14 protein-coding genes are annotated in these 14,084 nt (G+C 61.9%); 6 read left to right on the top strand and 8 right to left on the bottom strand.

Annotation, left to right across the window (positions count from 1 at the left end):
• Together G9X67_RS03335 and G9X67_RS03330 are read right to left on the bottom strand one after the other, a co-directional pair.
• Entirely contained in the window at positions 1 to 726 is a 726-nt protein-coding gene (locus G9X67_RS03335; RefSeq protein WP_171598057.1) for a glutathione S-transferase, read from the bottom strand.
• Positions 727 to 731: 5 nt separating this feature from the next.
• Complete coding sequence (locus tag G9X67_RS03330; protein WP_138389706.1) at positions 732 to 1,022, bottom strand: DUF3175 domain-containing protein; 291 nt, start codon at positions 1,020 to 1,022, stop codon at positions 732 to 734.
• A 218-nt stretch (positions 1,023 to 1,240) separates the two neighbouring features.
• Here G9X67_RS03330 and G9X67_RS03325 point away from each other — a divergent pair, with 218 nt between their 5' ends.
• Entirely contained in the window at positions 1,241 to 1,600 is a 360-nt protein-coding gene (locus tag G9X67_RS03325) for a hypothetical protein (protein ID WP_171598056.1), read from the top strand.
• Between the two features lie 31 nt (positions 1,601 to 1,631).
• Here G9X67_RS03325 and G9X67_RS03320 read toward each other — a convergent pair whose 3' ends face one another.
• The 4 genes from G9X67_RS03320 to G9X67_RS03305 form a co-directional block, all read right to left on the bottom strand.
• Entirely contained in the window at positions 1,632 to 4,349 is a 2,718-nt protein-coding gene (locus tag G9X67_RS03320; protein WP_171598055.1) for a response regulator, read from the bottom strand.
• A gap of 175 nt (positions 4,350 to 4,524) precedes the next feature.
• Positions 4,525 to 4,698 (bottom strand): hypothetical protein, encoded by a 174-nt coding sequence (locus G9X67_RS03315; RefSeq protein WP_018071066.1) that lies wholly within the window; start codon positions 4,696 to 4,698, stop codon positions 4,525 to 4,527.
• A 315-nt stretch (positions 4,699 to 5,013) separates the two neighbouring features.
• Positions 5,014 to 5,268, bottom strand: coding sequence for a DUF2934 domain-containing protein (locus tag G9X67_RS03310; RefSeq protein ID WP_171598054.1), 255 nt, complete (start codon positions 5,266 to 5,268; stop codon positions 5,014 to 5,016).
• A gap of 122 nt (positions 5,269 to 5,390) precedes the next feature.
• A complete protein-coding gene (locus G9X67_RS03305; RefSeq protein ID WP_246705355.1) occupies positions 5,391 to 5,711 on the bottom strand; it encodes a uracil-DNA glycosylase family protein in 321 nt (106 codons plus the stop codon).
• Positions 5,712 to 5,977: 266 nt separating this feature from the next.
• Here G9X67_RS03305 and G9X67_RS03300 point away from each other — a divergent pair, with 266 nt between their 5' ends.
• The 3 genes from G9X67_RS03300 (at position 5,978) to G9X67_RS03290 (ending at position 9,450) form a co-directional block, all read left to right on the top strand.
• Positions 5,978 to 7,441: a phosphatidylserine/phosphatidylglycerophosphate/cardiolipin synthase family protein gene (locus G9X67_RS03300; RefSeq protein WP_138389878.1), complete on the top strand. Its 1,464-nt coding sequence runs from the start codon at positions 5,978 to 5,980 to the stop codon at positions 7,439 to 7,441.
• A gap of 92 nt (positions 7,442 to 7,533) precedes the next feature.
• Positions 7,534 to 8,349 carry an endonuclease/exonuclease/phosphatase family protein gene (locus G9X67_RS03295; RefSeq protein ID WP_171598053.1) on the top strand — a complete coding sequence of 272 codons (816 nt, stop codon included), beginning with the start codon at positions 7,534 to 7,536 and terminating at the stop codon, positions 8,347 to 8,349.
• A 210-nt stretch (positions 8,350 to 8,559) separates the two neighbouring features.
• Positions 8,560 to 9,450: a LysR substrate-binding domain-containing protein gene (locus tag G9X67_RS03290; protein WP_171598052.1), complete on the top strand. Its 891-nt coding sequence runs from the start codon at positions 8,560 to 8,562 to the stop codon at positions 9,448 to 9,450.
• Positions 9,451 to 9,555: 105 nt separating this feature from the next.
• Here G9X67_RS03290 and G9X67_RS03285 read toward each other — a convergent pair whose 3' ends face one another.
• Together G9X67_RS03285 and G9X67_RS03280 are read right to left on the bottom strand one after the other, a co-directional pair.
• A complete protein-coding gene (locus tag G9X67_RS03285; RefSeq protein ID WP_246705354.1) occupies positions 9,556 to 11,130 on the bottom strand; it encodes a carboxylesterase family protein in 1,575 nt (524 codons plus the stop codon).
• Between the two features lie 419 nt (positions 11,131 to 11,549).
• Entirely contained in the window at positions 11,550 to 11,828 is a 279-nt protein-coding gene (locus G9X67_RS03280; RefSeq protein ID WP_171598050.1) for a hypothetical protein, read from the bottom strand.
• Positions 11,829 to 12,181: 353 nt separating this feature from the next.
• On the opposite strand from G9X67_RS03280, the gene G9X67_RS03275 reads away from it, so the two are divergent.
• Together G9X67_RS03275 and G9X67_RS03270 are read left to right on the top strand one after the other, a co-directional pair.
• Positions 12,182 to 12,904: a FadR/GntR family transcriptional regulator gene (locus G9X67_RS03275; protein ID WP_171598049.1), complete on the top strand. Its 723-nt coding sequence runs from the start codon at positions 12,182 to 12,184 to the stop codon at positions 12,902 to 12,904.
• On the top strand, positions 12,901 to 14,073 hold the full coding sequence (locus G9X67_RS03270; protein ID WP_171598048.1) for a PLP-dependent transferase: 1,173 nt from the start codon (positions 12,901 to 12,903) through the stop codon (positions 14,071 to 14,073). The genes G9X67_RS03275 and G9X67_RS03270 overlap by 4 nt, the downstream gene beginning before the upstream one ends.
• Positions 14,074 to 14,084: the final 11 nt, after the last annotated feature.

Genomic DNA, 14,084 nt, shown 5'->3' with positions numbered 1-14,084 from the left:
TCAGCCCGCACCGTCGAGCTCAGGATAGTGCCTGAAAATCCCTTCCTCGTTGAAGGCGAGGCGGCGGTTGGAGGCGAGATAGCGGGCGATGTTCGGACGTTTCGCCACCGCATCATGCAGCGCCAGCAGGGCGGGATATTCCGCTTTGCTGTTCGTCATGGCCTTCGGAAAGGCATAGCTCAGACCGGCGATCACCTGGAAGAGCGAGAGGTCGACATAGGTGAGCGCATCGCCGACCATATGGTTGGCGCCTTTCGGGTTCTGCCGCAGCACCCGCTCGAAATAGCCGAGGAATTTTGGAATGCGGTCGCGAATGAAAGCGGCCGAGCGGGCTTTCGCCTCTGGCTTCTGGTCCTCATAGTAGAGCGACATATCGATCGGGTGGTGCGTATCGTGCGCTTCGGCGACGAAATCGGTGACGGTCAGCTGCAGGCCGTTGACGACGTGGCGAAGGCCTTCATCCTTAGGCGCAAGGCCGAGCTTCGGACCGAGATAAAACAGGATGTTGGCGACATGCGGGACAATGAGCTCGCCGTCCTTCAGGAAGGGCGGGGCAAAGGGAATGTGTGGTTCGCTTTCGCTCTCCATAATGTCGAACATGGCGCCGGTGCCGCGCCCGGGCTGGCGGGTGATGTCGATATAGTCGGCGCCGGCTTCTTCCAACGCCAGCCGCACGAATTCGCCGCGGCCTTGAATGCCGTCCCAATAATAAAGTTCGTATGCCATAGCGCTCAATCTTTCGGTTGACGACCGAAGTCTTTTCGCAGTTCGTCCTTGGCCTTTTCAAGGGTGCCACGCCGCTTTTTCGTCAGCTGTTCGCCGGCGCGATTGATGTAGAAGGTCAGCATCGACATGGCGGCGCGATAAGGGCTCGACTTGCGGCGATCGCTCTCATCGGCAGAGTGCTTGACGGAGCGGGCAATCTTCTTCGGATCGTCCGATTTGAACACGCCTTCCTTCAGGTCCATCGCATCACTGTGTTCGGTGACGTCCTGCGACCATTTCTTCTTCGATTTGGCCATGTCGAAAATCCTTTTACCGGATGCGGTCGGCGGCAAGCCACCGGCTGTCGATCCTTGGTTGGCGGTCGGTTTGCAAAGGGATTGAACCGGTACGGAGCCCAAAAGTTCCGGCCGCGGGCATGGCTTGCAAGCCCCGGATTCGGGAACAAAAGCCGATTTTATCAGGTTTCCGATGGGAAAGCCTGCACACGGGCCGCACATAAGAAGGAGCCGAGAACATGGAAAAACACATCGTCAAAGCCGATGGAAACGGCGCGATCGACGTGAACGGCCAGGTATCGCCGGTCACCTATACCGTCAGCCTCAAGCAAGGGAAGGGGCGTTCCTACGAGGTCGACATCCGCCTGATGGCGCCGCGTGACTGGCTGTTGCAGAGGGGCTTCGAGCGGGATGCCGTGCTGGTCAGTCAGAGCGGTGCGCGCATTCCCGTCTATCACGATAGCGGCAGCCACCACGGTGATGGCTGGCTCGATCCTGCCGACACGCTCTCGATCGAACTGACGGCGCGCGACGACAGCTGCACCAGCGAGGTGGATCTGATGCGCAAATATCCCGAGTTCGACGGCGCCGACGCATAAAGCAGAAGTTACAGCAAAGAACAGAGATACTCTAGGCGCCAGGCCGCTGCTGGACGGCGTTCTTGACCGCCTGGTCGAGCGCCGTGCTGCTGAAGGGTTTCGACAGCAGCACCGAGCCGGGGAGACGGTTTGCATCCGGCAGGCTGCTGTTGCCGGTGGCAAAGACCAGGCCGACCGACGGAAAGGCTTCGCGGGCCTTGGCGGCAAAGACCTGACCCGACATGCCGGGCAGGCCGACATCGGCGACGATGATGTCGACAATGGTGTGTCCGAGGATTTCCACGCCCCTTTCGCCACTATCAGCTTCGATGACGTCATAGCCGAGATCCTGCAGAATCTCGGCAGTATCCATACGGATGAAGGCGTCGTCTTCCACAAGCAGCAGCTTCAGCTTTTCACGGGCGATCTCGGGATGTTTGGGAACGACCACTGCGGCATCGCTCGGCGCTTGGCGGCGTTGCGTCCTGATAGTAAGCACGTGGCGGATCTTGCGGGCGAGTTCCTCACGCGTATAGGGCTTGGAGAGCAGTTCGAGGCCGGGATCGAGCCTGCCGCCATGGACGATTGAATTTTCGGTATAGCCCGATGTGTAGAGTACGGCGATGTCAGGCAGACGCTCGCGCGCCATGCGCGCAAGCTCCGGGCTCCGCAACGGCCCGGGCATGACGACATCGGTAAAGAGCAGATCGATATGGGCGCCGCTTTCGATCACGGTGAGCGCGCTTTGCGCATCCTTGGCCTTCAGCACATAGTAGCCGAGATCTGACAGCATCTCGACGACGGTGGCGCGCACACCCTCATCGTCCTCGGCGACAAGAATGGTTTCCGTGCCCCCGGCTGCCGGTACGCTGTCGGCGGCCGTGACGCGATCCTCGCTTCGGAACGAACGGGTCAGGTAGAGCTTGACGGTCGTGCCTTCGCCGATCTCGCTGTAGATCTTCACGTGGCCGCCGGATTGCTTGACGAAGCCATAGACCATCGACAGGCCGAGACCGGTGCCCTTGCCTTCCGGTTTCGTCGAGAAGAAGGGCTCGAAGGCCTGCTCCATCACCTCCTGCGTCATGCCGGCGCCGGTATCGGTCACGGCGAGCACGACATATTGGCCGGCGGTGACTTCAGGATGGGTGCGGCTGTAGGAATCGTCGAGAAAAGCGTTACCGACCTCGATCGTCAGCTTGCCGGCGCCATCCATTGCGTCGCGGGCGTTGATCGCAAGGTTGAGCAGTGCGTTCTCGATCTGGGTCGGATCGGCGAAGGTGTTCCAAAGGCCGCCGGAGACCATGGTCTCGACTTCGATCTCCTCGCCGAGCGCGCGGCGCAGCATGTCGTCCATGCCGGTGACGAGACGGCCGATGTTGATGACCTTCGGTTCCAGCGGCTGGCGGCGGCCGAAGGCGAGCAGCTGGCTTGCCAGCCGCGAGCCGCGTTCGACGGCGGCAAGCGCGTTGGAAATGCGTTCCTTACCCCGGCCGCTATCTGCCACATCCTTGCCGAGAAGCTGCAGATTGCCTGAGATCACCTGCAGCAGATTGTTGAAGTCATGGGCGACTCCGCCGGTGAGCTTGCCGATCGATTCCATCTTCTGCGACTGCTGCAGTGCTGCTTCGGCCTGCTGGCGTTCGGCGATCTCGGCCGCGACGCGGACCTCGAGCATTTCGTTGAGTTTCCGCAGCTGATCTTCCATGTCGCGGCGCTGGTCGATTTCGACTTTAGCGGCACGGAAGAGCCGGATATTGTCGATCGCGACGGCCGATTGGCCGGCGAGGCTGACGAGGCTCGCCTCGGCCGCTTCGGAAAAACGGCCGGGCTGGCCGTGACCGAAGAACAAGCCGCCGATGACGCTTCCGTCGCGTGATTTCACCGGCACGGCAAGATAGCTTCTGACCGGCAGATGCCCCTTCGGCATGCCTGAGTGCGGCGTATTCTGCCCGTAGCGCGGGTCGAGCAGGATGTCGTCGGAGCGCACGATGCCGTCGCCGTCGAAGGTCGGCGCGAAGACCTTGGTATTGCGCGGCATCGGGAATTTCTCGAAGTTCTTCCGATCGACACCGGAGAGCGCATAGAGCATGTAGCTGCCGCCCTCGCCATCGTCGACATTGTAGAAGAAGGCGCCGAATTCGGCGCCGGTCAGCGTCACGCCGGCATCGACGACAATCTGGGTGAGGCGTTCGACACTGGGCTCGGCGGTGACCGCGGCACCCGCCCGGTTGACGACCGCAAGCGCCTCCGATTTCGCGCGCAATTCTTCCAGCGCCGTCTGTTCGCCGCGCTTGGCCGACACCTGGTCGCTGACATCAAGGGCCGCGCAGAGGATGCCGGCGACCTTGCCGTCATCGTCGCGCAGCGGCGTGTAGGAGAAGGTGAACCAGGTGTCCTCGGTGCGGCCGTCGCGGCGCATCGGAATGAGCAGCTCTTTGAAGAGCTGCGAGCTGCCTTCCAGTGTGCTGGCGACGATCGGCGAAAACTGTTCCCAGATATCCGCCCAGACCTCGCGGAAGGGTCTTCCGAGTGCGTCGGGATGGCGCTGCGGGAAAACAGGCACGTAGGCGTCATTGTAGAGAAAAGCGAGCTCCGGACCCCAGGCGACGAATTTGGGCTGGCGGGAATTCAACACCATTTCGGCGATATGCTTGAGAGACGCAGGCCAGCTTTCGACCGGACCGAGACCAACGGCGTGGAAAGCCGGATGCCGTAACAATTCGCCGATTTCGCCGCCGCCTCTCGGCCAGCCGTTCCCGACGCTTCCCATTCAAAATCGCTTCCTTGTCGTCCGCGCACCGGTGTAGTTGGCCACCTCGGGGGTCAGCCCTTCCAAACCGTCAACATAGAGGCTTCCGATAGGAGGGAAAGGGCGCGGTCGAAATATCCTTAACTGCCGGGCGTTCCACACTTTTAGCAGTCAGCGGACGGCCGCCTGCAGGCTGTTATTTTCGATAGAGTTTCTGCGATGCGGCGAAGGCGCGGCCGATGTAGACGGAGACCAGTTGCACCGGTGCGCGCGGATCGCGGAAAACCAGCCCGACGAGATTGTCGACGACAAGGATGAACCCGAGCGCGAGACCGAGGTAGAGTAGCGCGGCGATGATGAGGAGCGACATCTCCATCCCTCACACGATCGCAGTCGACACGCGGTTGCTGGCTAAAAAGATGATTTCGGTATGACCGTCGTTCATGGCAACTTCCTCGTCCCGCCATAAACAGTCATCGTATCTTCTTGTTCCCCGTTATCGGGGCAAGGCTCAACTTTTTTTGGAAGCCTCAAAGCTTGCAGCGTCATCCGGCCTCTGTTCACCCCCGCATGGAAGCCCACCCCTGCAATTCAATATCGCACAACCAATTCAGGCATATGACAAAAAGGATCAAGGGCGTCGAGCCGACGCCCTTTTTAATCGAGATGCTCAGTATTCTAGTGTTCAGGACGCGGTCTTGCGGCTCGCGGTGCGCTTCGGCGCCGGCGTGACCACGCCATTCGTCTTGGCGCCCGTCGCAGTGCGCTTCGCCTTGGGCTTGACCTCTTTGCCGTTGGGAGACGCAGCCGAGCCCTCGAGCGCGTCGCGCTCGTGTCGTGCCTGTTCCCAATGGATGGACTCTCGCCCTGTCGGATAACCCTCTTCTTCCCAGAGGGTGTATGCACGTTTTTTGATCCACTCTTCCCGAGTTTCTGCCATCGCTGATCTCCAGTCACATGATGCCGTCGTTCGAACGCGATACTTCTTGGATGGTTCCAGAGGAGGGGAGCTCTTTCAAGCGAAATCGCGCCGCAACCTGAAATATTTCGCATCGCAGCATATTAGGGTTGAGAATCGGCCTTCACTGGGGACCGAAACTCCACCGCCTTGTGCAGATCTGAGACGAAATCCCGGCGCTGCTCCGCTTCGTCGCGGATGCGCAAGCGGTTTTCCGGATGCAGGATATGGCCGCGCTCCGGCGTCAGCTTCACCTTCGGCCCGAGCAGCGCATAAAGCGCGGTAGCACCGAGCGTGACGACGAGCTTCGGCTGCAGGATGCTGAGCTCGGCGCCGAGCCACCAGGCGCAACGCCTGATCTCGCCGGCATTCGGTTTGCAGCCGCCGTTTGCCGCGCGGCGTGAACTTGAAGTGCTTGACGGCATCCGCCACTTCGAGCGCCAAGGCCGGACCGACGTTTGCGGCTATGTTCATGATGGCGATCCTCAGTCTCCTCGGGATCAATCGATCCGTGCCGGCATCGTTCCCGCAATGGAATGGGCAGCGCGCTTTCAAATGGACAGGAGGGGGATAGCTTTCGGCGCATTCTCGCGGTCCCGGGCCGGCAAAATGGTCACGGCGAAAAAATTCGCGTCATGGGAGAGCGGCGGCGCGATTGAACGCCGGCGTTTCGCGGCTATATTCGCCAGCGATGTTCTATCTCCTGTCGACCTACTGGCCGCATATCCTCTTTGTCGTCTCGATCGCCATGGGGGCCGCGGCGGCGATCCATGCCGCCATGACCAAGGAGGAAGTGCGTGCCGCGATCGGCTGGGTCGGCGTTATCATTCTGTCTCCGATCATCGGCGCGGTACTCTATGCGATTGCCGGCATCAACCGCATCCGCCGCAAATCGTTGAGCGTCCGCCGTGACGCGCTGCTGCTTGCGGCCGAATTCGACGAGTTGGAGACCTTCGACGCCGAGGCCGAGACGGTGATCAGTCAGTTCGGCCGCCGCTTTGCGGCGCTGCAGACGCTGGGCGACCGGGTGACGCGCAATCCGCTGACTTCAGGCAATACGATCGATGTGCTGGAAACCGGCGACGAGGCCTATGCGGCGATGAAGACCGCCATCGACGAGGCAACGCGCAGCATCCTGCTTGAAACCTATATTTTCGACCGCGACGCTGTCGGTCTTCGCATCGCCGATGCGCTGATTGCGGCGGTCAGGCGTGGTGTGGAGGTCCGGGTGCTGATCGACGCGGTCGGTGCGCGTTATTCGGTGCCGAGCATTCTCGGCCATCTGAGGGAAGGCGGCGTCACCGTTGCCGTCTTCAACGGCAATGTCATCATGGGCTTGCGGCTGCCCTATGCCAATCTGCGCACCCACCGCAAGATCCTGATCGTCGACGGGAAAATTGCGCTGACGGGGGGAATGAACATCAGGGCGGGCTTCAGCGAGGAGGCAACAGGCGAGAGCTTTGCTCACGACACGCATTTCAGCGTCACCGGCCCTGTCGTGGCCGACCTCTTCGACCTCGCCGCCGAAGACTGGCGCTTCTCCACGCAGGAGTTGTTGAACGACGAGCCCTGGCGCATCGAACCGCCGCAGCGCAGCCCCGGCGATCCCATCCTGATGCGCGTCGTCGCCTCCGGCCCGGACCGCAGCGTCGAGACCAACCATAAGATGCTGATGGGCGCCTTTTCCGTGGCGCGCCAATCGATCCGCATCATGTCGCCCTATTTCCTGCCGGACCGTGAACTCATCAGCGCCCTGGTGACGGCGGCGCGGCGCGGCGTCGAAGTCGATATCGTCGTGCCTGCGGTCAACAACCTCGTGCTGGTCGACCGGGCGATGACGGCGCAATTCGACCAGATCCTCAAGAACTACTGCCGCATCTGGCGCTCCACCGGCAGCTTCAGCCATTCGAAGCTGCTGACGATCGACGGCACCTGGGCCTATGTCGGCTCCTCCAATCTCGACCCGCGCTCGCTGCGGCTGAATTTCGAGGTCGATCTCGAAGTGCTGAACGAGGGCTTCGCCGCCGAGATCGACGAGCATATCGAGGAAACCCTGAAAACGGCGACGCCGGTGACGCTTGAGGGGCTGCAGGCGCGACCCTTCGCGGTGCGGCTGCTCGAGAAGGTGCTATGGCTAGGGTCTCCCTATCTCTGACGGATTTTTTGTGATCGGACGTGGCAAGTTCGGCTTGCCTGCCTATACTGCTGTGACAAGCTTTTCGATCAACGGAACAAGTGCGCCTGCCGATGCACGCCAGAAAAGACAGCCTTCCCGCCAGCATTCTCGCCTCGATCAGGAGCAGGAAAAAGCGGCTCGACGCGGCCTATACGGAGACAAGGCCGCGCAGCGCCGGAACGCTGATCGCCTCCTACAACGTGCACAAGTGCATCGGCACCGACCGCCGCTTCGATCCGGAGCGCACCAGCCGCGTCATCCATGAAATCGGTGCCGACGTGATCGCGCTGCAGGAGGCCGACACGCGCTTTGGCGAGCGCACCGGCATTCTCGATCTCGGGCGGCTGGAGCGGGAGACGGGGCTGATCGCGGTGCCGGTTGCCGGCATGGCGAAGGCGCATGGCTGGCACGGCAATGTCGTGCTCTTCAAGAAGGGGCTGGTGCATGACGTGCATCAGGTCAAGCTGCCGGGGCTGGAGCCGCGCGGCGCGCTCGTTGCCGAGATCGAACTCGAGAAGGGCGGGGTGCTGCGCATCATCGCCGCGCATTTCGGATTGCTGCGCCATAGCAGAGCCCAGCAGGCCCGCATGCTGGTCGAACTGATCAATAACAGGCACGAGATGCCGACCATCCTGCTGGGGGACCTCAACGAATGGCGGCTCGGCGACCGTTCTTCGCTCAACACCTTCCAATCCGCCTTCGGACCGCTGCCGCCCGCCGTCCCGAGTTTCCCTGCCGGCCTGCCGCTTCTGGCGCTCGACCGGATCATCGCCAACCGCAAGGGGATCATTTCGGAGGTGGAAGCGCATGACACGCCATTGGCGCGCATCGCCTCCGACCACCTGCCGATCAAGGCGCTGATCGATCTGGAACCGGTGCCGGGCTGATGTCATGGCGACAATGGGTGCTGTCGTCGTCGCCACTTCGGCCGGCGCTTTCACCTGGCCATGGCTGAAACGTCACCAGCCGGATGACGTTCAATATGATCTCGAATATCCGCCTGCGCATCGATATCTCTCCTTCGCGATCATTTGCCGCCTCTTGCCTCCCGCCTTCAAACGAGCTTATCGTCGGCCTCGAATGACTTGAGGTTATGGATGAAGCGCGGAGGCCTGCCATTGACGGCTTTGCGGAGTTTCGAGGTCGCCGGCCGTCTCGAGAGCTTCACGCTGGCGGCGCAGGAGCTGTTCATCTCGCAGGCGGCGGTCAGCCGGCAGATCCGCGAGCTGGAGACGTTGCTGGGCGAAGCCCTCTTCGAGCGCCGCCATCGCGGCGTCCACCTGACCGCCTCGGGCAACAAGCTGCTGGCGATCTTGACGTTATCCTTCGACCGGATCGACGAAGGCCTGGAAGAAATCCGCAGCCGGCCGGCAACGGCAGCGGTGACGATCAGCGCGGAACCCTCCTTCGCGGCCTGCTGGCTGGTTCCCCGCCTGCCGGAATTTCGCAAGAGGCATCCCGACATCGAGGTGACGATTGACTCCGATCCGCGCCTCGTCGAGTTCCGCAGCGGCCAAGCCGAGATCGCCATCCGCCACAGCGCGGTCGCGACCGCCTGGCCAAGGGCCGAGAGCGAGCATCTCGCCGATGTCAGCATGATAGCCGTGGCAGCGCCCGCCTTGGTCGAGGCCGGGCCGGCGATCAAGCAGCCGGACGACATTCTGCGCCATACGCTGCTGCACGAGGAAAATCGGGACGTGTGGTCGCGCTGGTTCGAAGCTGCTGGCACCGCCATCCCAGAGACGGCGCGGGGACCGATCTATGCCGATGGCGGCCTGGTGATGCAGGCGGTCCTGCGCGGGCAGGGCATAGCGCTGATGGACGAGATCTTCGCCGCGGATGAGATCGAGACGGGTCGGCTGCTTCGGCTCTTCGATCTTGCCATTCCTCACGGCGCCTATTGGCTCGTTGCGCGGAGTTTCAAACGGCTCGGCCCACCTGCTTCGCTCTTCGTCCGCTGGATCGGATCTCGGATTGGGGGATCTTGAAGGCGGCAGATGTTGGCGAAGAATAGACGCCTTTGCCGCGAGGCAGGCCGGCGCCGGCCGGGTCGATGTCGCCCGGCGCCGTACGTCCAATCCCTGCAATTGGCGCTAGAGTGCGCCCGCCGCCTGCAGCAGCTTGCGATCGAGATCGACCGCCACGCGGGGCTCCTTGTCGAGAACCATGGTCGCTGGTTTGTCGGTTGTGTAGGCCGGCCAGTCGGGCAAGCCCTCGGCGCTCGGCTTGCCGTTGCGCGCGAAGTTGACCCAGGCTTGGCTCACCTTTTTGGAAAGCGTCAGGGCGTCGCTGCCACCGCCGGTTGACGTCTTGACCAGCGCGGCGTTCGCAAACACGTAGGGCAGTTCCGCACAATGCCAGGCCATGGCAATGCCATCCAGGACGGGTGACTCGTAGGCGAACATGTAGGAGTAGACTGGAGCCCCGTTCTGCTTTGCCTTCAGGTCGAGATCACGGATGGCTCCCGGCCGGAAGCGCAGATCGAGGAAATAGGCGTCGGCGGTCTTTTTCTCGGGGTAGGCGGCCATGAATGCCTTGCCGACCGCGTCGGCCTTGTCGGCGAAGCGCTCCTTCAGCTTGGCCTGAGACTTGTCTTCGTCCCAGTTGTTCTTGTTGTCGGCAAAAAGCTCGCCCGCCTTGTGACTGATCACCGTCTCGAACTCGTTGAGGGTGTTCCCGACCATCAGGGGAATGTCCTTGGCCTGGTCGACCCACTCTGTCCCGACCGGGTTCGCCGGAATATAGTCGCCATCCTGAACGGGTGCATAACGGGCGTCCTTCGCGCCTTGGGCGGTCGCGTCCTTGATGGCCTTGTCGGCTGCGGCAAGGAGATCGTAGTAGTCGACGTCGGCAAGCTTGTCGATTTCCTCAGCCTTGAGACCGAGATTGGCAAGCGTCAGTTCGGCCACCTTCCGCGAGGACCCCTGATCGATGACGGAGTCGGTCCGCGAGCCGCTCTGGACGATGGCCTTCTGGAAGAGGCCCTTCGCGGACGGCGTCCCCATCAGGGCGCGCACCTTGTAGCCGCCACCGGACTGGCCGAAAATCGTCACGTTGCCGGGATCGCCGCCGAAGGCTTCGGCATTTTCGTGGACCCATTTCAGCGCAGCGACGAGATCGGTGACGCTGGCATTGCCCGACCGTTTGTATTTCTCTCCGTAGGCGGAAAGGTCGAGGAAGCCGAGCACATTGAGCCGGTGGTTGAGGGTGACGACAACAACGTCGCCGTCCTTGCTCAGATTGTGGCCGTCATACGAGGTCAGCTCGATGCCGGAGCCATTGGTGAAGCCGCCGCCATGGATCCAGACCATGACCGGCCGTTTCTTTCTGTCCTTGATCGCAGGCGTCCAGATGTTCAGGAACTGGCAGGCTTCGCTCATCGGCAGATAGCGGTGCGGATTGAAGAGTTCGTCGCCGGCCACTTCCTTCATGCGGGGGATGAAGCAGTTCTCGCCATAGGTGACTGCGGGACGGATGCCTTTCCAAGGCGCGACCTCTTCAGCCGGCATGAAGCGGTCGGCATGAGCATAGGGAACGCCAAGATAGCTGTAGATGCCATCGTCGAGTGCCCCGACGAGACTGCCCTTGTTGGTTTCAACGACCGTCTTGCTCTGCGAAGCAACAAACTCTTCGGCGAGAGCGGGCGCGGCGACAATGGAAGCTGTCATCGCCGCCAGCGCAGATATCAAAGCGCAATAATATAGGAACGTCCTTTTCATCAACTGATCCTCTTGTCGTTGATTTCGAGTTTTCAAAAGCCCGACGGCCGCCATCCCCGGCCGTCGGTGACTAACTAGGTCGGCGCCGACAATTGTCAGGCCACAGTCAGATGGTTTGCTGGAGAGAGGATCACACCGGCGGGTTGGACGGGTCTTCTTGCCAACCGGCCTCCAGCCAGGAGATCGGACGCCGCGCGGGCCGCTTCTGCGCGCTTTGGTCTTGCCGGACGTGGAGCGTCTTGAGCGTGCCTGGTGTATCACCACTCGGTGCCCGAGTGGTGGCGATTGGCTATCCGCACAGGTGATCACACGGCGAGATAAACGGAAATCTCGCCGATTGCCAGGATCGCGCTAGCGTCCGCCACTTGTCAGAAAGATGACGAAGGGACCACGCCGATCGTTGGGACGGGTGGTTTGTGCTCCGGCATCTTGTTTCCTTGCTCGTCGCCGGCGCTCAGTGCCTCGCGCACCTCATCCTCCTCCCAACCCGCCTCGATGGCGGAAGCCACGAGCGTTTCGATTTTCTCTGTTTCCGAGTTGCGCGAAGTCTCATCGAGGTGGTGTCTGGCAGTCTCGAGACACTGACGAAGGTTCGACGCGCGGCTGGCGTCGTTACGGTCGTAGCTTGGCGATGCGACGTAGGTCATTTGAAAGCTCCCTGCTGATCGAGAGGAACACCTGAAGAGAGAGCCGGTTCCACGGCGTGTCTGCAGTAAGCGCCACCGGGTGCCGCCTCGGGGACTGACGGCATCTACTGGCGCTGGTGCGCCTGCATCTGCGGCTCCGGATATCAAAGAGACTTTGACCACGGCGCCGTCCGGCAGGCCAACCACATCGCGTGTCGAGGTATTTTCGAGACCGTTTCGAAGGTGCAAAGGGAATTGTGGAGCGGCGGGCCAACCTACGAACAAACACCCCTTGACGTCTTTCGCTCTTTGATAAATGCTAAGATGTCAGACCAATTCTAGAGGCTGACTGCCTGATAAGAAAATGGGGAACCATGAAGGCAAATAGTAGCGACAGGCCAGTGATCCGGCCGCTTCCGGTCATGGACCGCGCGCGTCAGGTGACCGATGCGCTGGCGGATTATGTCGAGGAGGCACGGTTGAAGGCGGGCGATCGGCTCCCGGCCGAGCGCGAGCTGATGGCGGCCCTTGCAGTCGGCCGCTCGACCATCCGCGAGGCGATCCGCCACTTCCAGGCGCTCGGCGTCATCGAAACGCGCAAGGGCAGCGGCACTTATCTGCTGAAACCGGTTTCCAGAGCGACGATCCACATGCCGCTGTCGTTCGACACGGTTCACCTGCGCGACGTGCTGCTGCAGACGCTGGAGGTTCGCCGTGGCATCGAATGCGAGGCAGGCATGGTCGCGGCGCGGCGGCGCACGAGCACGGACCTCGTCGTCATCGAGGAAAAGCTGAACGCGATGGAGCGTGTGCACTTGGAGAAGGGCACCTCCGGGCCGGAGGATCTGGCCTTCCATCTCGCCGTCTACGACGCCACCCACAATCCGCTGTTTCGCCAGCTTCTCGAGCAGATGCGCGAGACCTTTGAGCGCTTCTGGGAGCATCCGTTCGACCGGCAGGATTTCGCGCGCCGGTCCTTTCCCTTTCACCGCACCCTTTTCGACGCGATCGCTGCCGGGGATCCCGAGGCGGCGCGCGCCGAAACATTGAAAATTCTCGATATCGTCGAGGAAGACATCAAGGAAATGTCCAAATGAGCAACGGCGCAGAACCGTTCGATCTTGCTTCCCTCATCACCGCGCATGACGAAGGCAACTTCGCCGACGCCGTCGTGCCGCCGATTTTCCAGACGTCGCTTTTCACCTTTTCCGATTATGACGACATGATCGCCTCCTATCGCGGCGAGAAGGTGCGGCCGATCTATACACGCGGCCTGAACCCGACGGTGCGTGCCTTCGAGGAAATTCTCGCCAAGCTCGAAGGTGCGGAGGATGCGCTGGGCTTTGCCAGCGGCATGGCGGCGATCTCGTCGGCGGTGCTGAGCTTCGTCGAGCCGGGCGACCGCATCGTTGCCGTCAAACATGTCTATCCCGATGCCTTCCGGCTGTTCGGCACCATCCTGAAGCGGATGAAGATCGAGGTGACCTATGTCGACGGGCGCGACGAGGAAGCGGTCGCCCAGGCGCTGCCCGGCGCCAAACTGTTCTACATGGAAAGCCCGACGAGCTGGGTGATGGAGGCGCATGACGTCGGCGCGCTCGCAGCACTCGCCAGACAACATGGCGCCGTCTCGATGATCGACAACAGCTGGGCGAGCCCGTTCTTCCAGCGGCCGCTGACGCTCGGCGTCGACCTCGTCATTCATTCGGCCTCGAAATATCTCGGTGGCCACAGCGATGTGGTGGCGGGCGTCATCGCCGGCTCGAAGGCGATGATTGCGCGCGTCAAGGCAGAGGCCTATCCTTATCTCGGCGGCAAGCTTTCGCCGTTCGACGCCTGGCTCCTGATCCGCGGGTTGCGCACGCTGCCGCTGCGCATGCGGGCCCACGAGGCATCCGCTCTCGAAATCGCCAGGCGCCTGCAGAAGCTCGACGTGGTGGAGGCAGTCTGCCATCCGGGGCTCGCCAACCGTCTGCCCACCGGGCTCAACGGCACCTCGGGTCTGTTTTCCTTCATATTCCGCGAAGGCGTCGATATCCGCGCCTTCGCCGATCACCTCAAGCTCTTCAAACTGGGCGTAAGCTGGGGTGGACATGAAAGCCTGATCGTACCGGGCGAGGTGGTGCTTCAGCAGAAGGCACAGCCGAATTCCGCACATGCCTTCGGCATCCATGCGCGATCCGTACGTCTCCATGTCGGCCTCGAAGGAACCGAGGCTCTGTGGAGAGATATCGAGGAGGCGCTCGCCGCCGCCTCACAATCCTGAAACCCGAGAGA

The organism is Rhizobium sp. WYCCWR 11152 (assembly GCF_013087615.1).
Lineage (GTDB): Bacteria > Pseudomonadota > Alphaproteobacteria > Rhizobiales > Rhizobiaceae > Rhizobium > Rhizobium indicum.
Note: the sequence above shows the minus strand (reverse complement) of the source record. Positions and strands in the feature narration are given on the sequence as shown.